General features: G+C 55.5%; 17 protein-coding genes and 1 pseudogene. 12 read left to right on the top strand and 6 right to left on the bottom strand.

Going from position 1 to position 18,498, the window contains the following annotated elements; genetic code table 11:
- Positions 1–273 precede the first annotated feature (273 nt).
- From glmS to phoU, 6 genes are all read left to right on the top strand, one after another.
- Entirely contained in the window at positions 274–2,103 is a 1,830-nt protein-coding gene (gene glmS / locus ACREYP_RS22360; RefSeq protein WP_166994939.1) for a glutamine--fructose-6-phosphate transaminase (isomerizing), read from the top strand.
- 239 nt (positions 2,104–2,342) lie between these two features.
- Positions 2,343–3,383 (top strand): phosphate ABC transporter substrate-binding protein PstS, encoded by a 1,041-nt coding sequence (gene pstS / locus ACREYP_RS22365; protein ID WP_008457728.1) that lies wholly within the window; start codon positions 2,343–2,345, stop codon positions 3,381–3,383.
- 64 nt (positions 3,384–3,447) lie between these two features.
- Positions 3,448–4,410 (top strand): phosphate ABC transporter permease PstC, encoded by a 963-nt coding sequence (pstC, locus tag ACREYP_RS22370; protein ID WP_008457726.1) that lies wholly within the window; start codon positions 3,448–3,450, stop codon positions 4,408–4,410.
- On the top strand, positions 4,407–5,297 hold the full coding sequence (gene pstA / locus ACREYP_RS22375) for a phosphate ABC transporter permease PstA (protein ID WP_008457724.1): 891 nt from the start codon (positions 4,407–4,409) through the stop codon (positions 5,295–5,297). The genes pstC and pstA overlap by 4 nt, the downstream gene beginning before the upstream one ends.
- Before the next feature lie 47 nt (positions 5,298–5,344).
- Positions 5,345–6,118 (top strand): phosphate ABC transporter ATP-binding protein PstB, encoded by a 774-nt coding sequence (gene pstB / locus ACREYP_RS22380; RefSeq protein WP_008457722.1) that lies wholly within the window; start codon positions 5,345–5,347, stop codon positions 6,116–6,118.
- A gap of 13 nt (positions 6,119–6,131) precedes the next feature.
- Positions 6,132–6,857 (top strand): phosphate signaling complex protein PhoU, encoded by a 726-nt coding sequence (gene phoU / locus ACREYP_RS22385; protein WP_008457720.1) that lies wholly within the window; start codon positions 6,132–6,134, stop codon positions 6,855–6,857.
- Between the two features lie 87 nt (positions 6,858–6,944).
- On the opposite strand, the gene yiiM is transcribed toward phoU, so the two are convergent.
- Both yiiM and sodA read right to left on the bottom strand, forming a co-directional pair.
- Positions 6,945–7,622: a 6-hydroxyaminopurine reductase gene (gene yiiM / locus ACREYP_RS22390; protein ID WP_008457718.1), complete on the bottom strand. Its 678-nt coding sequence runs from the start codon at positions 7,620–7,622 to the stop codon at positions 6,945–6,947.
- A 73-nt stretch (positions 7,623–7,695) separates the two neighbouring features.
- Positions 7,696–8,316, bottom strand: coding sequence for a superoxide dismutase [Mn] (gene sodA / locus ACREYP_RS22395; RefSeq protein ID WP_008457716.1), 621 nt, complete (start codon positions 8,314–8,316; stop codon positions 7,696–7,698).
- Positions 8,317–8,722: 406 nt separating this feature from the next.
- On the opposite strand from sodA, the gene rhaT reads away from it, so the two are divergent.
- A complete protein-coding gene (rhaT, locus tag ACREYP_RS22400) occupies positions 8,723–9,760 on the top strand; it encodes an L-rhamnose/proton symporter RhaT (RefSeq protein WP_336819318.1) in 1,038 nt (345 codons plus the stop codon).
- A 3-nt stretch (positions 9,761–9,763) separates the two neighbouring features.
- On the opposite strand, the gene rhaR is transcribed toward rhaT, so the two are convergent.
- Together rhaR and rhaS are read right to left on the bottom strand one after the other, a co-directional pair.
- Positions 9,764–10,606: an HTH-type transcriptional activator RhaR gene (gene rhaR, locus ACREYP_RS22405; protein WP_008457710.1), complete on the bottom strand. Its 843-nt coding sequence runs from the start codon at positions 10,604–10,606 to the stop codon at positions 9,764–9,766.
- Positions 10,607–10,679: 73 nt separating this feature from the next.
- Positions 10,680–11,516: pseudogene (gene rhaS, locus ACREYP_RS22410) on the bottom strand (HTH-type transcriptional activator RhaS).
- 310 nt (positions 11,517–11,826) lie between these two features.
- Between rhaS and rhaB the strand changes: the two are divergent.
- The 5 genes from rhaB (at position 11,827) to rhaM (ending at position 16,961) form a co-directional block, all read left to right on the top strand.
- A complete protein-coding gene (rhaB, locus tag ACREYP_RS22415; RefSeq protein ID WP_498881047.1) occupies positions 11,827–13,299 on the top strand; it encodes a rhamnulokinase in 1,473 nt (490 codons plus the stop codon).
- Complete coding sequence (locus ACREYP_RS22420; protein WP_166994924.1) at positions 13,296–14,558, top strand: L-rhamnose isomerase; 1,263 nt, start codon at positions 13,296–13,298, stop codon at positions 14,556–14,558. Before rhaB ends, ACREYP_RS22420 begins: the two co-directional genes overlap by 4 nt.
- Before the next feature lie 108 nt (positions 14,559–14,666).
- Positions 14,667–15,491, top strand: coding sequence for a rhamnulose-1-phosphate aldolase (gene rhaD / locus ACREYP_RS22425; protein WP_008457701.1), 825 nt, complete (start codon positions 14,667–14,669; stop codon positions 15,489–15,491).
- Between the two features lie 10 nt (positions 15,492–15,501).
- Positions 15,502–16,650: a lactaldehyde reductase gene (gene fucO, locus ACREYP_RS22430; RefSeq protein ID WP_336819320.1), complete on the top strand. Its 1,149-nt coding sequence runs from the start codon at positions 15,502–15,504 to the stop codon at positions 16,648–16,650.
- On the top strand, positions 16,647–16,961 hold the full coding sequence (gene rhaM / locus ACREYP_RS22435; RefSeq protein WP_336819321.1) for an L-rhamnose mutarotase: 315 nt from the start codon (positions 16,647–16,649) through the stop codon (positions 16,959–16,961). The genes fucO and rhaM overlap by 4 nt, the downstream gene beginning before the upstream one ends.
- A 36-nt stretch (positions 16,962–16,997) precedes the next feature.
- Here rhaM and ACREYP_RS22440 read toward each other — a convergent pair whose 3' ends face one another.
- Positions 16,998–17,966: a chemotaxis protein gene (locus tag ACREYP_RS22440; protein ID WP_039298985.1), complete on the bottom strand. Its 969-nt coding sequence runs from the start codon at positions 17,964–17,966 to the stop codon at positions 16,998–17,000.
- A gap of 148 nt (positions 17,967–18,114) precedes the next feature.
- Entirely contained in the window at positions 18,115–18,462 is a 348-nt protein-coding gene (gene yajD / locus ACREYP_RS22445; protein ID WP_008457693.1) for an HNH nuclease YajD, read from the bottom strand.
- Positions 18,463–18,498 lie beyond the last annotated feature (36 nt).

Genomic DNA, 18,498 nt, shown 5'->3' on the forward strand with positions numbered 1-18,498 from the left:
CTCACCCTAACCCTCTCCCCAAAGGGAGAGGGAACTGGACTGAGATGGCTTTCCCTTCCTCTCTAAGGGCCTGGGAGCTAAACAAAACACAGATTTCCTCCCTCTCCCTTCCGGGGAGAGGGCTGGGGTGAGGGGCGTTCTTGAAAACGCCCCGCCCAAAGGCAGTAACCATAAAAATAACCCCACTCTCTACAAGGCTCGGGGCTCCGGAAAACCGGAATAAACAGGTCAGCGACAACACATGGCTAACGCCATTATCAGGACTTAAAAATTATGTGTGGAATTGTTGGCGCAGTGGCGCAACGTGATATCGCTGAAATCCTTCTCGAAGGGCTTCGTCGTCTGGAATACCGCGGGTACGACTCTGCGGGCCTGGCGGTTGTTGACGACAAAGGTCACATGACCCGTCTGCGTCGTCTGGGTAAAGTACAGAAACTGGCGGAAGCTGCGGAAGAAACCGCTCTGCATGGCGGCACTGGGATTGCCCATACCCGTTGGGCAACGCACGGCGAACCTTCAGAAATTAATGCTCACCCACATGTTTCCGACCACATTGTGGTCGTACACAACGGTATTATCGAAAACCACGAGCCGCTGCGTGAAGCGCTGCAGTCTCGCGGCTACACGTTTGTCTCCCAGACGGATACCGAAGTTATTGCTCATCTGGTGCATTGGGAACTGGAGCAGGGTGGCACGCTGCGCGACGCTGTCCTTCGCACTATTCCTCAGCTTCGCGGCGCTTATGGCACCGTAATCATGGATACCCGTAACCCGGATGTGCTGCTGGCCGCGCGTTCCGGTAGCCCGATGGTCATCGGCCTGGGCATGGGTGAAAACTTTATCGCCTCCGATCAGCTGGCGCTGCTGCCGGTAACCCGCCGCTTTATCTTCCTCGAAGAAGGTGATATCGCAGAAGTGACCCGTCGCGCGGTGACCGTTTTTGATACTAAAGGCGAGCAGGTTCAGCGCCCAGACATCGAATCCAATCTGCAGTATGACGCGGGCGACAAAGGCATTTACCGTCATTACATGCAGAAAGAGATCTACGAGCAGCCGAACGCCATCAAAAACACCCTGGCCGGGCGCATCAGCCACGGTGAAGTGGATTTGACGGAGCTGGGGCCAAAAGCCAATGAAATGCTCTCTCAAGTTGAGCATATTCAAATCGTAGCCTGCGGTACGTCCTATAACTCAGGCATGGTTTCCCGCTACTGGTTTGAAGCGCTGGCCGGCGTGCCTTGCGATGTCGAAATCGCCTCTGAATTCCGCTACCGCAAATCTGCGGTGCGCCGCAACAGCCTGATGATCACCCTTTCCCAGTCTGGCGAAACAGCGGACACTCTCGCGGCGCTGCGCCTTTCCAAAGAGCTGGGCTATCTCGGTTCGCTGGCGATTTGTAACGTGGCAGGCTCTTCTCTGGTGCGTGAATCCGACCTGGCGCTGATGACCAATGCCGGAACGGAAATCGGCGTGGCCTCAACCAAAGCGTTTACCACTCAACTGACCGTACTGTTGATGCTGGTGGCTAAGCTGAGTCGCCTGAAAGGCGCTGACGCACAGGTTGAGCAAGATATCGTACATGGCCTGCAGGCGCTGCCAAGCCGTATCGAGCAAATGCTGTCCCAGGACAAACGCATTGAGCAGCTGGCGGAAGATTTCTCTGACAAACATCATGCGCTGTTCCTTGGCCGTGGCGATCAGTACCCGATCGCCATGGAAGGTGCGCTGAAGCTGAAAGAGATCTCCTATATTCACGCTGAAGCCTATGCGGCAGGCGAGCTGAAGCACGGCCCGCTGGCGCTGATCGATGCTGATATGCCGGTTATCGTTGTGGCTCCGAACAACGAGCTGTTGGAAAAACTGAAATCCAACATCGAAGAGGTTCGCGCCCGCGGTGGCCAGCTGTATGTGTTCGCCGACCGTGACGCCGGCTTTACCAGCAGCGACAACATGCACATCATCGAGATGCCGCATGTGGAAGAGGTGATTGCGCCTATCTTCTACACCGTGCCGCTGCAACTGCTGTCCTACCACGTGGCGCTGATCAAAGGCACCGACGTGGACCAGCCGCGTAACCTGGCGAAATCGGTAACAGTGGAATAAGCTGTTGTCATAAATGTTGAAGAATAAGCTGCCTACGGGCAGCTTTTTTATTTCTTGCTGTTTAATTATAACTATTTGATTTTAATTGTGATGATGAGTGGGTTTGGCTTAGGTTTTGCTGTTGAATTGCATTGTCATAAAACTGTCATAATTCGTACATTTAACTGTCACCAAACTGTCCTATTTTCTACCCTGTATTCAATTAAACAACAATTTACGAACATCTGGCAGGAGACATTATGAACGTTATGCGTACCACTGTCGCAACTGTTGTCGCCGCGACCTTATCTCTGAGCGCTTCTACTGCGTTTGCAGCTGCAAGCCTGACTGGCGCTGGTGCAACCTTCCCTGCGCCGGTGTATGCCAAGTGGGCAGATACCTACCAGAAAGAAACTGGTAACAAGGTGAACTACCAGGGTATCGGTTCCTCCGGCGGCGTGAAGCAAATCATTGCTAACACCGTTGACTTCGGCGCTTCTGACGCCCCTCTGGCGGATGACAAATTACAGCAAGAAGGCCTGTTCCAGTTCCCTACCGTAATCGGTGGCGTAGTGCTGGCGGTTAACCTGCCTGGCTTCAAGTCTGGCGAGCTGGTCCTGGACGGCAAAACCCTGGGTGACATCTACCTGGGCACCATCAAAAAATGGAACGACCCGGCGATTGCTAAGCTGAACCCAGGCCACAAACTGCCGGATCAGAACATCGCGGTTGTTCGTCGTGCTGACGGCTCCGGTACTTCCTTCGTGTTCACCAGCTACCTGTCTAAAGTGAACGAAGAGTGGAAATCTAAAATTGGCGCAGGCTCTACCGTTAACTGGCCAACCGGTCTGGGCGGCAAAGGCAACGACGGCATCGCAGCCTTCGTACAGCGTCTGCCAGGCTCCATTGGCTACGTTGAATACGCTTATGCTAAGCAGAACAACCTGACTTACACCAAGCTGCTGTCCGCTGACGGTAAACCAGTTAGCCCGACCGAAGCAAACTTTGCTAACGCGGCTAAAGGCGCTGACTGGAGCAAATCCTTCGCACAGGATCTGACCAACCAGAAAGGTGACGAAGCGTGGCCAATCACCTCCACCACCTTCATCCTGGTCCACAAAGAGCAGAAAAACCCTGAGCAGGGCGCAGAAGTGCTGAAGTTCTTTGACTGGGCATACAAATCTGGCGCGAAAGAAGCTAACGCCCTGGATTACGCAACGCTGCCAGCCTCTGTGGTTGAACAAGTTCGCGCTGCATGGAAGACCAATGTAAAAGACAGTTCCGGTAAGGCGCTGTACTAAGTGCAAAAATCTGGGGTAACAGGTATGTTACCCCGGTTTATTCAGCAACTACGAAGAGTACGCTATGGCTGTGACTAAGCCGACGTTTAAAGCCCCTGGCAAACAAGGCGATGTAATTTTCAGTGCGCTGGTAAGACTGGCTGCGCTGATTGTGCTATTTCTGCTGGGTGGGATTATCATCTCGCTGTTTATCTCCTCGCTGCCGAGCATTGAGAAGTTTGGCTTCTCTTTCCTCTGGTCCAAAGAGTGGGATGCCCCTAATGAAGTCTTCGGTGCACTGGTGCCGATCTACGGAACCCTCGTAACCTCGTTTATCGCACTGCTGATTGCGGTTCCGGTGAGCTTTGGTATCGCGCTGTTCCTGACAGAACTTGCGCCTGGCTGGCTGAAGCGCCCGCTGGGTATCGCCATTGAACTGCTGGCGGCCATTCCAAGTATCGTGTACGGCATGTGGGGCCTGTTTATCTTTGCTCCCCTGTTCGCGACTTACTTCCAGGAACCCGTAGGCAACGTGCTCTCTGCCGTGCCTATCGTTGGCGCGCTGTTCTCTGGCCCTGCGTTTGGTATCGGCATTCTTGCCGCCGGCGTGATCCTCGCCATTATGATCATCCCTTACATTGCCTCCGTGATGCGCGATGTCTTCGAACAAACGCCAGTGATGATGAAAGAATCGGCCTACGGCATCGGCTGTACCACCTGGGAAGTTATCTGGCGCATTGTTTTGCCGTTCACCAAAAACGGCGTTATTGGCGGCGTGATGCTTGGCCTTGGCCGTGCGCTGGGTGAAACCATGGCGGTGACCTTTATCATCGGCAACACCTACCAGCTCGACAGCGCCTCACTGTATATGCCGGGCAACAGTATTACCTCTGCGCTGGCGAACGAATTTGCCGAAGCAGAATCCGGCCTGCATACCGCCGCGCTGATGGAGCTTGGCCTAATTCTGTTTGTGATTACCTTTATCGTACTGGCTATCTCTAAGTTCATGATTATGCGCCTGGCGAAAAACGAAGGGGCTCGCTCATGACCACGATGGAAATGCAAAGCAGCGCGGCACTGGCTGAGTCGCGCCGCAAAATGCAGGCGCGTCGCCGCATGAAGAACCGTATCGCCCTGACGCTCTCTATGGCGACCATGGTGTTCGGTCTGTTTTGGCTGGTGTGGATCCTGTTTTCCACGGTAACCCGCGGCATCGACGGCATGTCGCTGGCGCTGTTTACCGAAATGACGCCTCCGCCTAATACCGCGGGCGGTGGCCTGGCTAACGCCCTGGCGGGCAGCGGCCTGCTGATCCTGTGGGCGACCGTTATCGGTACGCCGCTGGGCATCATGGCCGGGATTTATCTGGCCGAATATGGCCGTAAATCCGCCCTGGCCGAAGTGATTCGTTTTATTAACGACATTCTTCTGTCCGCCCCATCGATTGTGGTCGGTCTGTTCGTTTACACCATCGTGGTGGCGAAAATGGAACACTTCTCCGGCTGGGCGGGCGTGATTGCGCTGGCGCTGCTGCAGGTGCCTATCGTCATTCGTACCACTGAAAACATGCTGAAACTGGTGCCGGACAGCCTGCGCGAAGCAGCTTACGCACTGGGAACACCAAAATGGAAGATGATCTCCGCGATTACGCTTAAGGCGTCCGTCTCCGGGATTATCACCGGCGTGCTGCTGGCGATTGCCCGTATCGCTGGCGAAACCGCTCCGCTGCTCTTCACCTCCCTCTCCAACCAGTTCTGGAGCACGGACATGATGCAGCCTATCGCCAACCTGCCGGTGACCATTTTCAAATTTGCGATGAGCCCGTTTGCCGAGTGGCAACAGCTGGCCTGGGCAGGGGTGCTGATTATTACCCTCTGCGTGCTGCTGCTGAACATTCTGGCGCGCGTGATTTTCTCGAAGAGTAAACACGGTTAAATTTTACGGCGCGGCCCTCGCGGCGCCGGACGGAGATTAAGACACAGATGAGTAAGGTTGATTTAGCCCCAGGCAAAATCCAGGTTCGCGATCTGAACTTCTATTACGGTAAGTTCCACGCCCTGAAGAACATCAATCTGGATATCGCGAAGAACCAGGTTACCGCCTTCATTGGGCCGTCAGGCTGTGGTAAATCCACCCTGCTGCGTACCTTTAACAAAATGTACTCGCTCTACCCTGAGCAGCGTGCAGAAGGTGAAATCCTGCTGGATGGGGAAAATATTCTCACCCAGAGCCAGGACATCGCCCTGCTGCGTGCCAAAGTCGGCATGGTCTTCCAGAAGCCGACGCCGTTCCCGATGTCTATTTACGACAACATCGCTTTTGGCGTGCGTCTGTTTGAAAAGCTGTCCCGCAGCGACATGGATGAACGCGTGCAGTGGGCATTGACCAAAGCCGCGCTGTGGAACGAAACTAAAGATAAACTGCACCAGAGCGGCTATAGCCTCTCCGGTGGTCAGCAGCAGCGTCTGTGCATCGCTCGCGGCATCGCGATTCGCCCGGAAGTTCTGCTGCTGGATGAGCCGTGTTCCGCGCTTGACCCGATCTCCACCGGGCGTATTGAAGAGCTGATCACCGAGCTGAAAGAAGACTATACCGTAGTGATCGTGACCCACAACATGCAGCAGGCGGCGCGTTGTTCTGACCACACGGCGTTTATGTACCTCGGCGAGCTGATCGAATTCAGCGAAACCGATACGCTGTTTACTACGCCAGCGAAGAAACAAACCGAAGATTACATTACTGGCCGCTACGGTTGATTTGGAGAGCGCGATGGATAACCTCAACTTAAACAAACACATTTCTGGCCAGTTCAACGCCGAGCTGGAGTACATCCGTACTCAGGTGATGACGATGGGCGGGCTGGTGGAACAACAGCTCTCCGACGCGATCACCGCGATGCACAACCAGGACAGCGAGCTGGCGAAGCGCGTTATCGCCGGTGACCAGAAGGTCAACATGATGGAAGTGGCGATCGATGAAGCCTGCGTGCGTATCATCGCCAAACGCCAGCCTACCGCCAGCGACCTGCGCCTGGTGATGGCGATCATCAAAACCATCGCCGAGCTGGAACGTATTGGCGACGTAGCGGACAAAATTTGCCGCACCGCGCTGGAGAAGTTCTCCCAGCAGCACCAGCCGCTGTTGGTCAGCCTGGAATCGCTGGGGCGCCACACCGTGCAGATGCTGCACGACGTGCTGGACGCTTTTGCGCGTATGGATCTGGACGAAGCGGTGCGTATTTACCGCGAAGACAAGAAAGTTGACCAGGAATATGAAGGCATCGTGCGTCAGCTGATGACCTACATGATGGAAGACTCCCGTACCATTCCAAGCGTGCTGACCGCGCTGTTCTGCGCCCGCTCCATCGAGCGCATCGGTGACCGCTGCCAGAACATCTGCGAATACATCTTCTACTTCGTGAAGGGGCAGGATTTCCGTCACGTGGGCGGGGATGAGCTGGACAAGCTGCTGGCGGGTAAAGATCCGAAAGAGTAAGCATTTCCGTTCCCTCTCCTTTTAGGAGAGGGGTCGACGCTTCTTTCCCCCCTCTCCCCTTTGGGAGAGGGCTGGGGTGAGGGGCCGTTACTTCCCGAACAAACGCCGAGAATTATCCTCGATCTTCCCTGAAATTCTGCGCTTCTGCATTGTTCTGCTCCAGCTTACCGACAACCCAGCCGCTGACAAAAGCCGATGATACTGTGAATCATCAAATGGCATATGCCAGGCAATGGCGATAGCTTCTGCCACCGTCACGTCGCTAACGCGAGAGGCCAGTTCCAGCGGTGCATCGGCGGAAACATTCCCCGCCAGAATCACGCGATAAAGCCAGCCGCAGTAGCCCGCTTCCTGCATCCGCGTTGCCATATCCTCTACGCCAAAATGGTAGTTCAGCTTAAAGCAGGGCGAACGAGGCTGAGTCACCTGAATCAGCGCTTCACCCCAGCGGTAAATATCCCCCATACAGACGTTCTTTTCCGTCATCCCTTCCGTGGACAGGTTTTCGCCGAAGGCCGGGGCGTTAAACAAATCGATTTTATCCGGGAAGAGTTGCGCCCAGTGCTGATAATGCTCGCGCGGATAGTGGCACAGCGCCCTGTCTGGCCCGCCGTGAATCACTTTCTCCGCCTGCTCGTCGCCCTCCAGCCCAAGCTCGGTCAGGCGAAGTTCGCCGTCCACCTGCACCTTGGCGATGGCGCTGGGCCGACTCCCTTCGTAAGCACGGATCTGACCAACGTAAACCTGAAGCGGATAGCGATGCATAAGCGACTCCCTGCGAAATAGACATAAAAAAAGCGAGCCATCAGGCTCGCTTCTCTAAGGTCGTATTGCAACCTTATTTTTTAGCGGCGAAACGTGCTGCTGCTTCGTCCCAGTTAACCACGTTCCAGAACTCTTTCGCGTAGTCCGGGCGACGGTTCTGGAATTTCAGGTAGTAAGCGTGTTCCCAAACGTCCAGGCCCACAATCGGGAAGCCGGAAGCGCCGGAGATAGCTTCGCCCATCAGCGGGCTGTCCTGGTTTGCAGTAGAGACTACAGCCAGTTTGTCGCCTTTCAGTACCAGCCACGCCCAGCCGGAGCCGAAACGGGTAGCGGCTGCTTTTTCGAACTCAGCTTTGAACGCGTCAACGCTGCCGAAATCGCGCTCGATAGCGGCTTTCAGGTCACCTTTCAGCTCGGTACCTTTTTTCAGGCCTTTCCAGAAGAAGCTGTGGTTAGCGTGGCCACCGGCGTTGTTACGCAGTACGGTTTTCTTATCCGCAGGCAGCTGATCCAGTTTAGCGATCAGTTCTTCAGCAGACAGGCTGGCAAACTCAGGCAGGGATTCCAGCGCGGCGTTCGCGTTGTTGACATAAGCCTGGTGGTGTTTGCTGTGGTGGATTTCCATGGTTTCTTTGTCGAAATGCGGTTCCAGCGCGTCGTAAGCGTAAGGCAGGGATGGCAGTGTATAGCTCATATTCATCGTCTCCATTAACGTAGAGCGGCTGTAATGCTGTTAACGCCGCGTAATCAGTCGGTTCATTATAGTTAATTAAATGATATTGAAAATGTTTATCAATGCCGTACTTAGCGTGTGGTTATAACTTTTCTTCATGAAACCACGGCTTACGGCTATAACGCAGCGGGTAAAAAGCCATTTTCCCAGAGTAACGGCGAATTGTTACCCGGTCGTGACGTAACGGCATGAGAAGAACCTGAGAGGAGTACAAATTGTGATCGCCATCGGCGGCACTCGCTGAATTTTGCCAGCTTCATCGGGCGCGCGGCATTGCCCTGAAGGTTAGCCCGCAGCTCACTCTTTAGACTCGTTGACATTGCAGGCTGTCGCAGAGGCGACGGCCCAAAAACAGCGAGGGTTAATCATGAGCAATGCAATCACGATGGGGATCCTGTGGCATCTGATCGGCGCCGCCAGCGCCGCCTGTTTTTATGCCCCGTTTAAAAAAGTGCGGCACTGGTCATGGGAAACCATGTGGTCCGTCGGCGGGATTGTCTCCTGGCTTATCCTGCCGTGGGCGGTGAGTGCCGTACTGCTACCCGATTTCTGGGGTTATTACGGGTCGTTCAGCGTGGCCACGCTGCTGCCGGTGTTTTTGTTTGGTGCCATGTGGGGCATCGGTAATATCAATTATGGCCTGACGATGCGCTATCTGGGGATATCGATGGGGATTGGCGTCGCTATCGGCATCACGCTGATTGTCGGCACATTACTGACCCCGATCATCAATGGCAAATTTGCCATGCTGACGGATACGCCAGGCGGACGCATGACGCTCCTTGGCGTGCTGGTGGCGCTTATCGGCGTGGCTATTGTGACCTGGGCCGGGCTGCTAAAAGAACGTCAGATGGGGATTAAAGCAGAAGAATTTAACCTGAAAAAAGGGCTGCTGCTGGCGATGATGTGCGGCATTTTCTCCGCCGGTATGTCATTTGCGATGGATGCAGCGAAACCTATGCATCAGGCGGCGTCGAATCTGGGCGTCGATCCGCTTTATATTGCCCTGCCAAGCTATGTGGTGATCATGGGGGGCGGCGCCGTTATTAATCTGGGCTTTTGCTTTATCCGACTGGTAAAAGTAAAAAACTTGTCGGTAAAAGCCGATTTCTCGCTGGCAAAATCGCTGATTGTTACCAACCTGATTTTATCGGCACTTGGCGGCCTGATGTGGTACCTGCAATTCTTCTTCTACGCCTGGGGGCACGCTAAAATTCCGGCACAGTATGACTACATGAGCTGGATGCTGCATATGAGCTTCTACGTGCTCTGCGGCGGGCTGGTAGGGTTAATCATGAAGGAGTGGAAGTCCGCGGGGCGCAGGCCGGTTGGCGTACTGGCGATGGGCTGCCTGACGATCATTCTTGCTGCCAATATCGTTGGCCTGGGCATGGCGAACGGATGAGGCTCAACGAAAACGCTGGCGCCATAACCTTGGCGTCACGCCCGTCTCTTTGGTGAACACCACGGAAAAATAGTTACTGTCCTCGAAGCCGCACTGGGCGGCAATCTCGCTGATTAACAGCTCGCTGTGGCGCAGCAGATACTGCGCCTGGCAAATACCGAGCTGGCGCAGATACTGGTTTAGCGTCATGCCCGTTTGCTGGCGAAACAGGGAGCGCATCTGCCGCTCTGTCACCTGATGGTGGTGGCAAAACAGCCCGAAATCAAACGGCTCTTCAAGGCTGTTTCCCAGTGCGGCCATCAGCAGATCCAGCGTTTCACCCTCACGCAGGCTGGCGGCATCGGCCACCCGGTAGCGATGGCGGCGCAGGGTTATCAGCAGTTGTAAAAACAAGCTTTCCGACAGGCAGCGTGACAGGAGGTCCGTTTTCGGGCTTTCATGCTCGAGCTGCCCGATGATCTGACGTACCTGCGCCATGCCCTGGCTACCCAGCCGCCAGCGAGGATCGCTGTCGCTGCCGTGGGGAGGGTTAGACAGCAGATCCCCCCAGTTAACGTTTAACGCCAGCCTTTCCGGGCAGTAAATAATGTTATGCAGGACCAGATCGTGCACTGATTCGTAGCTGTGCTTATCTTCCGCACGAATGTAGAACAAGTCGCCACAGGTGATGCGCCAGGGCCTGCCGTTAAGAATGTGCAGCCCGTTGCCGCGCCAGACCACCACCAGCTCACAAAATTCATGGGTATGCTCGGCAAAAACGTTTTGAGGATAGCGATCGGCCACCGTGACCGGCTGCGTATCGGAGGCAAAAAAATCCGCTTTTTTAAGCACTAACTGGCCTGGCACAGACGTCGCTCCGTGACTGAATGGGCTGAAATCATTGCTTTTTTTCGCCTAAAATACGGTGACGTCAGCCACGTTATACAATTGGAGTATCCCGGCCCTGGCGTACCACCCTGGGAGAGTAAGAAAACTCTCGCTTAAAAAGCGTGGAGAAATGGTTACTGTCGCCAAAGCCGCACTGAAAGGCGATATTCGTCACGCTTTCCTCGCTATGTCGCAGTAAATAACGCGCTTTCATCAAACGGAGTCGGTTGAGGTAGCGCTGAGGCGTGAGCCCGGTTTTCTGATTTAACAGGCGATGCAGGGTTCTCAGCGAGAGCGTAAAAGAGGCTGCCAGCTGCTCCCAGCAAACCTCTTCCGAAGAGTGATCTTCCAGCCAGAGAAGAAGCTGGTTTAAGCGCTCGTCGGCCCCGCCCCGATTGTCTGCCTGATTCGCCTAGCTCAGCAACACCAGCAGCTGCATAAAGAGAAGCTCTCGCCTGGCGAGGGCAGGCGCCGTGTTTTCCGAACTCAGCGCCTCAAACTGCTCGATAAACCCTTTCACCTGACGCAATACGCCCTGATTGACCCGCCAGTGTGCCGGATAATAGCCGTCTTGTTCCTGCGGCAGGAGTTTGTGCAGCCCGGATAGAAAGCAAAAGGCTTCCGGCTCACGATACAGAATATTGGTCAGGCAGAGGTTTTCGGTGTGCTCAAACTGATGATGATCGTGATCGCGAACAAAGCAGATGGAGCCGCCGCTCAGCGTATAAGGTTGCCCGTTGAAAATATGGGAGCCGGTGCCGTGTTCAACAATAATGATTTCATTGAAATCATGGATGTGCTCAGGGAAGTCCGGCTGAGGCTGGCGGGGTTCAATGGCCACCGATATCCCGGCATCTGGAAAAAAATCCACGCTGTGTAATACCGTCATGATTGCTTCTCACTGTGCTAACGATGGGTCGATAGTAGAGAACCGCGCCCGGCATCACCTTAAATTTTCGACACAAAATCGTGCATAAAACGTTCTTTTTTGAAGATGAAACGGGCTTTATCGGGAAATGTGTGTGCGGTCACAGGCGTGAAGCGCGGCCTTTCGAGGCGGGCAAAGTAAATATGTGAACTCTCTCTCGTTCATCTTTGCCTCTTTGCCAGGCGGGAACGCACGCTGTCATTGGGATGAAGGCAGGGGCAGAGCGGCATTTTTAGACTGATGGGCAATGACGCCAATGAGGACTCCCATCATGACTTTTCGCCACAGCGTTGCCGTCGATCTCGGTGCCTCCAGCGGTCGCGTGATGCTGGCGGGCTATGATCAAACTGCCCGGCAGATCTCCCTGCGGGAAATTCACCGCTTTACCAACAGGCTGATTCGCATTGACGGCCATGACTGTTGGGATCTTGACAGCCTCGAAGCTGAAATACGCCTTGGGCTACAAAAAGCCTGCGATGAAGGCGTGCGAATCGACAGCATTGGCATCGACACCTGGGGCGTGGATTTCGTTCTGCTCGATGAAAATGGCCGCCGCGTGGGCCTGCCCGTGTCCTATCGCGATAGCCGGACGGACGGCGTAATGGCTCGGGCTATCAGCGAGCTTGGGCGCGAAGTAATCTACCGCCGCAGCGGTATTCAATTTTTACCTTTCAACACGTTATATCAGCTTCGTGCACTGGTAGAGCAGCACCCGGACTGGGTAAAGCGAACCGCTCGCGCGCTGCTGATCCCGGATTATTTCAGTTTTCGGCTTACCGGGGTGATGAACTGGGAATACACCAACGCCACCACGACTCAGATGATAAACATCCAGACGGACAGCTGGGACAGCCAGCTGCTGGCCTGGGCAGGGGTGCCGGAGCGTTGGTTTGGCACACTCACGCATCCCGGCGTGATGAGCGGCGAGTGGGAATGCCGTGAAGGCAACAACATCCCGGTAGTCAGCGTCGCTACCCACGATACGGCCAGCGCGGTAATTGCCGCTCCTCTGGTCGGGGAAAACGCCGCTTATCTCTCCTCCGGGACCTGGTCATTAATGGGTTTTGAAAGCAAAACGCCCTGCGTCAGCGAGGCGGCGCTGGCGGCCAATATAACTAACGAAGGTGGGGCAGAAGGGCGTTATCGCGTCCTGAAAAACATCATGGGGCTGTGGCTGCTGCAGCGCGTTTTCCGCGAAAGCGCGGGAATGGATATCCCCGATCTTATTGCCCTGGCGCAGCGTCTGCCCGGCTGCCGCTTCACCATCAACCCCAACGACGATCGCTTTATCAATCCGGCCAACATGAGCCTTGAAATTCAGGCCGCCTGCCGTGAGGCGAACCAGCCGGTGCCGGAAAGCGATGCAGAGCTTGCGCGCTGTATTTTTGACAGCCTGGCCTTGCTCTATGCCGAGGTACTGCGCGAGCTGGAAGCGTTGCGAGGCGAGCCTTTTGACTGCCTGCATATTGTCGGCGGCGGCAGCCAGAATCATTTCCTCAACCAGCTTTGTGCCGATGCCTGTGGGATCCCCGTTGTTGCCGGGCCGGTGGAGGCTTCAACGCTGGGAAACATTGGCTGTCAGCTGATGGCGCTGGACGTGATTCCAGACGTAGACGCCTTTCGCCACCTCGTGCGCCAAAACAGCAATCTCATTTCCTTCATGCCGAACCCGGACAGTGACATTCGCCGCTACGTCGGGCAGCTACGGCAAAACATTCAGACACGTAAGGAGCTTTACGCATGACGACTCAAATCGAAGAAGCCTGGGCCCTGGCGAAACAGCGTTTTGCCGCAGCAGGCGTTGATGCGGAGGAGGTTTTACGCCAGCTCGATCGCCTGCCCGTCTCCATGCACTGCTGGCAGGGTGATGACGTCGCCGGGTTTGAAAGCCCCGAAGGCGAGCTAAGCGGCGGCATCCAGGCCACGGGAAACTACCCAGGTAAAGCGCGTAACCCGGCTGAACTGCGCGCCGATCTGGACTGTGCCCTGAGCCTGATCCCTGGGCCAAAGCGATTGAATTTGCATGCGATTTATCTCGAGTCCGACGAGCCTGTCTCTCGCGACTGCATCAAGCCTGAGCATTTCAAAAACTGGGTTGAATGGGCTAAAAACCATGGCATGGGGCTGGATTTTAACCCTTCCTGCTTCTCTCATCCGCTAAGTGCGGACGGTTTTACGCTGTCACACGCCAGGGATGAAACCCGCCAGTTCTGGATCGATCACGTTAAAGCCTGCCGCAAAATATCGGCTTACTTCGGCGAACAGCTGGGAACGCCTTCGGTGATGAATATCTGGATCCCGGACGGCATGAAAGATATCACCGTCGACCGTCTGGGCCCGCGCAGGCGTCTCGTGGAGGCGCTGGATGAAGCCATGGCTGAAAAACTTAACCCGGCACACCACATTGATGCGGTGGAAAGCAAACTGTTCGGTATCGGCGCGGAAAGCTACACCGTCGGTTCCAATGAGTTTTACTTCGGCTATGCCACCAGCCGCCAGACGGCCCTGTGCCTCGATGCTGGCCACTTCCATCCCACCGAAGCGATCTCCGACAAAATCTCCAGCGCCATGCTCTACATCCCGCGCTTGCTGCTGCACGTCAGCCGCCCGGTGCGTTGGGACAGCGACCACGTTGTGCTGCTGGACGACGAAACCCAGGCGATCGCCAGCGAAATCATCCGTCACAACCTGTTTGACCGCGTCCACATTGGCCTCGACTTCTTTGATGCCTCAATCAACCGCGTTGCGGCCTGGGTTATCGGCACGCGTAACATGAAGAAAGCCCTGCTGCGGGCGCTGCTTGAGCCCACAGCCCAGCTTCGCCAACTGGAGTTGGCAGGCGATTACACCGCCCGCCTGGCGCTGCTTGAAGAACAGAAATGTCTGCCGTGGCAGGCCGTCTGGGAGATGTACTGCCTGCGCCACGACACTCCAGCGGATGCCTCCTGGCTGAGCACTGTTCGCCAGTATGAACAGCAAATTTTAGCGCAGCGTGTGAATTAACCCTCACCCCGGCCCTTTCCCTAAAAGGGAGAGGGTGAAACCGACATTCTTACTGAACAATTCCCTTTCCCCTTTGGGGAGAGGGAGCGTCTTAAGGAACACGAAACAATGCAGAACATCCTCAACTCATGGTTTATTCAGGACATGGTGAAGGCCACCGGCGATATGTGGCTAAAGGGCTGGGACGAGCGCAACGGCGGCAATATTAGCCTGCGGCTGGATGCCGAAGACGTCGAATATTACCGCGACCAATTCAGCCATGCACCGCACCGCGTCGCGCTAAGCCAGCCTGCAGAAATGCTGGCGGGATGCTGGTTTTTGGTGACCGGTTCAGGCAAGTTTTTCCGTAACGTTCAGCTCGATCCGGCGGACAATCTGGCGCTGCTGCAGGTCAGCAACGATGGCCAGTCCTACAGCATCCACTGGGGGCTGACCAACGGCGGGATGCCAACTTCAGAACTCGCAGCACATTTCCAGTCCCACGGGGTACGCAAGCTCATCTCCGGGGGGAAAGATCGGGTGATCATGCATTGCCACGCCACCAACCTGATTGCGCTAAGCTACGTCCTGCCATTGGAAAATGCGGCCTTCACGCGCCAGCTTTGGGAAGGCAGTACCGAATGCCTGGTGGTCTTCCCGGAGGGTATCGGCATTGTGCCGTGGAAGGTGCCGGGCACTGACGACATTGGCACCGCCACCGCAGAGCAAATGCGCGCTCACAGCCTGGTGCTGTGGCCACATCATGGCATTTTTGGCACCGGGCCTACGCTCGACGAAGCCTTTGGCCTGATAGACACCGCTGAGAAGTCGGCTGAAATCCTGGTGAAAATCTATTCGATGGGCGGCATGAAGCAGACTATCACTCGCACGGAACTGGTGGCGCTTGGCGAGCGTTTCGGCGTCACGCCACTTGCAGAAGCACTTAAGGATTGAGGAGCAAACGATGAGTTTTATGCTGGCACTACCCAAAATCAGCCTGCACGGAGCGGGCGCCATTGGCGATATGGTGGAGCTCATCGCCGAAAAACGCTGGGGCAAAGCGTTAGTGGTAACCGACGGAAAACTGGTGAAAATGGGGCTATTAGATAGCCTGTTTGCGGCGCTGGACGAGCATAACCTGCCTTACGAACTGTTCGATGAAGTGTTCCCCAACCCGACCGAAGCGCTGGTGCAAAAAGGCATCACAAGATTTAACCTGGCCGACTGCGACTACCTCATTGCTTTCGGCGGCGGCAGCCCGATTGATACGGCGAAAGCGGTGAAAATCCTGACCGCAAACCCGGGGCTTTCCGTGCATTATTCCGGTGTCGGTAAAGTAAAAAATGGCGGAGTTCCTCTGGTGGCGATTAACACCACGGCGGGCACGGCGGCAGAAATGACCAGTAATGCGGTGATCACCGACAGCGAACGTCAGGTGAAAGAGGTGATCATCGACACCAATCTCATCCCGGATATTGCCGTGGATGATGCCAGAGTCATGGTGAATATTCCGTCCTCCGTTACCGCTGCAACTGGGATGGATGCGCTTACCCACGCCGTTGAAGCCTATGTTTCCGTCAGCGCACATCCGTTAACGGATGCCAACGCGCTGGAGGCCATTCGCCTGATAAACACTTGGTTGCCGAAAGCCGTAGACGACGGGCAGAACCTGGAAGCGCGTGAAATGATGGCCTACGGCCAATACCTCGCGGGGATGGCGTTTAACAGCGCAGGGTTGGGGCTGGTACATGCGATGGCGCACCAGCCGGGCGCGACGCACAACCTGCCGCACGGCGTATGTAATGCGATTTTGCTGCCGGTTGTTGAAGCCTTTAACCGGCCAAACGCGGTGCCTCGCTTTGCTCGCCTGGCGCAGGCGATGGGGAGCGATACTCAGGGGCTGACCGACGAGCAGGCAAGCCATAAAGCCATCGAAGCGATTCGCGCGTTATCCGCCAGGGTTGGCATCCCGTCCGGCTTTCGTGAGCTTGGCGTTCAGCCTGCCGATATTGAAGGCTGGCTGGACAAAGCGCTGGCCGACCCGTGCGCGCCGTGTAACCCAAGACCCGCCTCGCGCGAAGAGATCCGCCAGCTTTATCTGGAGGCGCTGTGATCAGGAAAGCTTTTGTGATGCGGGTTAATCCTGACGCCCACGAAGAGTATCAGCGCCGCCATTCGCCGATTTGGCCCGAGCTGGAAGAGGTGCTTAAACAGCACGGCGCTCATCGCTATGCGATCTATCTGGATGAACAGCGCCATCTGCTGTTTGCCACGGTAGAAATTGAGTCCGAAGCGCGCTGGAATGCGGTGGCCGACACCGACGTTTGTCAGCGCTGGTGGCAGCATATGCGCGACATCATGCCCAGCAACCCGGACGGCAGCCCGGTCAGCCAGGCGCTAAAAGAAGTGTTCTGGTTCGAATAAAAAACAAGGCCCGGTTTCCGGGCCTTTTCTTATCTCTTAGCGAGTGGCGGCGTCTTCCAGCGCTTTGTGGATGACGGAAGACAGCTCGGCGACGTCAAACTTGGCGACATAGCCGTTGGCACCGACTTTACGGACGTGATCTTCGTTGGCGCTGCCGGAAAGTGAGGAGTGGATCACCACCGGAATGTGCTTCAGCGAAGGTTCGGTCTTAATGTTGCGGGTCAGGGTAAAACCGTCCATCTCCGGCATCTCGATATCGGTCAGCACCAGGCCGATTTTGTCGGTAATAGGCGTGCCGGATGCTTTGGCATCGGCAGCAATAAGTTTGATTTTTTCCCAGGCTTCCAGGCCGGTCGCGTGCATGATGGCCGGAATGCCCATCCCCTTCAGGCCCTGCTCCAGCATCGAACGCGCGACTTTGGAATCTTCGGCAACGATAGCCACCGCGCCGGGCTTCAGGGTATAAGTTTTCTCTTCTATCGCGGCAATATTCACATCTCTCCCGGATGGGATAATGTCATAGAGGATCTGCTCCACGTCCAGCACCAGCGCCAGGTCTTTGCCGGTTAGCGGGTCGTCAATATTGGCGATGCTGGTGATATTGCGGCTGCTGACCCCGGCCTCGGCGGCGTGCACCTGGCTCCAGTCGAGGCGAATAATGTTCTCCACGGACTCCACGGCAAACGCCTGGGTGCTGCGGGCATATTCGGTGATCAGTAATAAATTCAGGCCGGTGGTCGGCGTGCAGCCGGTGACCGCAGGCAGATCGATAACCGGGATAATCTGGTCGCGAATATTAGCCATGCCCAGCAGCGGTGATTCCATGCCTGCGGCACGGTTAATCTTCGGCATCGGCACAATTTCACGCAGCTTAAAAACGTTGATGCCGTACAGCTCGGACTTGCTGTCGTGCTGGCTGGTGCCTAAGCGGAACAGCAGCAGCTCGAACTTGTTGGATAACGCCAGGTTGGCCCTTTCATCAATATCTTTCTGAAAACTATCCATTTTAACCTCAAGTGATAACCCGGCCTCAGAACCCAACCGTACGGAGTGAATGCTTGTCTAAGTTATCGGCAGCGTCTGGAAAAAATGAAGGGAAAAGGCGAAATGATTTCGCTTAGAGGGACGTGATACCCCTCTAAGCGGGGGGCGCTTACTTTTTCTTGTTCAGCATCGCTTTGAGGTCGGCAAACGGATTATAGGTTGCTTCGCCTACATCCTTTTGCGCGTCCTCTCCGGCAATCACCGTGGAGCCGTACTGGTCGGCCTCGGTGTATTTAGAATGTTCATGATCGTGGCAATACAGGCATAAAAGCTCCCAATTGCTGCCATCTTCCGGGTTATTGGTGTGATCGTGATCCATATGATGAACGGTCAGTTCACGCAGATTGGAATAGACAAACTCGCGGGAGCAGCGCCCGCACACCCACGGGAAAAGCTTCAGCGCCTTTTCGCGGTAGCCGCTTTCCAGCCGCGTATAGTTCTTGGGGATAATTGCCATGATTCAGGTTCCAGACAAAAATGTAGGGTTATGCCC

Source organism: Enterobacter sp. TMH.L2, from assembly GCF_050847315.1.
Lineage (GTDB): Bacteria > Pseudomonadota > Gammaproteobacteria > Enterobacterales > Enterobacteriaceae > Cedecea.

Excerpts from the sequence above, each read along its gene's own strand:
- glmS (WP_166994939.1), top strand. The coding sequence starts at position 274 with ATGTGTGGAATTGTTGGCGCAGTGGCGCAACGTGATATCGCTGAAATC.
- pstS (WP_008457728.1), top strand. The coding sequence starts at position 2,343 with ATGAACGTTATGCGTACCACTGTCGCAACTGTTGTCGCCGCGACCTTA.
- pstC (WP_008457726.1), top strand. The coding sequence starts at position 3,448 with ATGGCTGTGACTAAGCCGACGTTTAAAGCCCCTGGCAAACAAGGCGAT.
- pstA (WP_008457724.1), top strand. The coding sequence starts at position 4,407 with ATGACCACGATGGAAATGCAAAGCAGCGCGGCACTGGCTGAGTCGCGC.
- pstB (WP_008457722.1), top strand. The coding sequence starts at position 5,345 with ATGAGTAAGGTTGATTTAGCCCCAGGCAAAATCCAGGTTCGCGATCTG.
- phoU (WP_008457720.1), top strand. The coding sequence starts at position 6,132 with ATGGATAACCTCAACTTAAACAAACACATTTCTGGCCAGTTCAACGCC.
- yiiM (WP_008457718.1), bottom strand. The coding sequence starts at position 7,622 with ATGCATCGCTATCCGCTTCAGGTTTACGTTGGTCAGATCCGTGCTTAC.
- sodA (WP_008457716.1), bottom strand. The coding sequence starts at position 8,316 with ATGAGCTATACACTGCCATCCCTGCCTTACGCTTACGACGCGCTGGAA.
- rhaT (WP_336819318.1), top strand. The coding sequence starts at position 8,723 with ATGAGCAATGCAATCACGATGGGGATCCTGTGGCATCTGATCGGCGCC.
- rhaB (WP_498881047.1), top strand. The coding sequence starts at position 11,827 with ATGACTTTTCGCCACAGCGTTGCCGTCGATCTCGGTGCCTCCAGCGGT.
- ACREYP_RS22420 (WP_166994924.1), top strand. The coding sequence starts at position 13,296 with ATGACGACTCAAATCGAAGAAGCCTGGGCCCTGGCGAAACAGCGTTTT.
- rhaD (WP_008457701.1), top strand. The coding sequence starts at position 14,667 with ATGCAGAACATCCTCAACTCATGGTTTATTCAGGACATGGTGAAGGCC.
- fucO (WP_336819320.1), top strand. The coding sequence starts at position 15,502 with ATGAGTTTTATGCTGGCACTACCCAAAATCAGCCTGCACGGAGCGGGC.
- ACREYP_RS22440 (WP_039298985.1), bottom strand. The coding sequence starts at position 17,966 with ATGGATAGTTTTCAGAAAGATATTGATGAAAGGGCCAACCTGGCGTTA.
- yajD (WP_008457693.1), bottom strand. The coding sequence starts at position 18,462 with ATGGCAATTATCCCCAAGAACTATACGCGGCTGGAAAGCGGCTACCGC.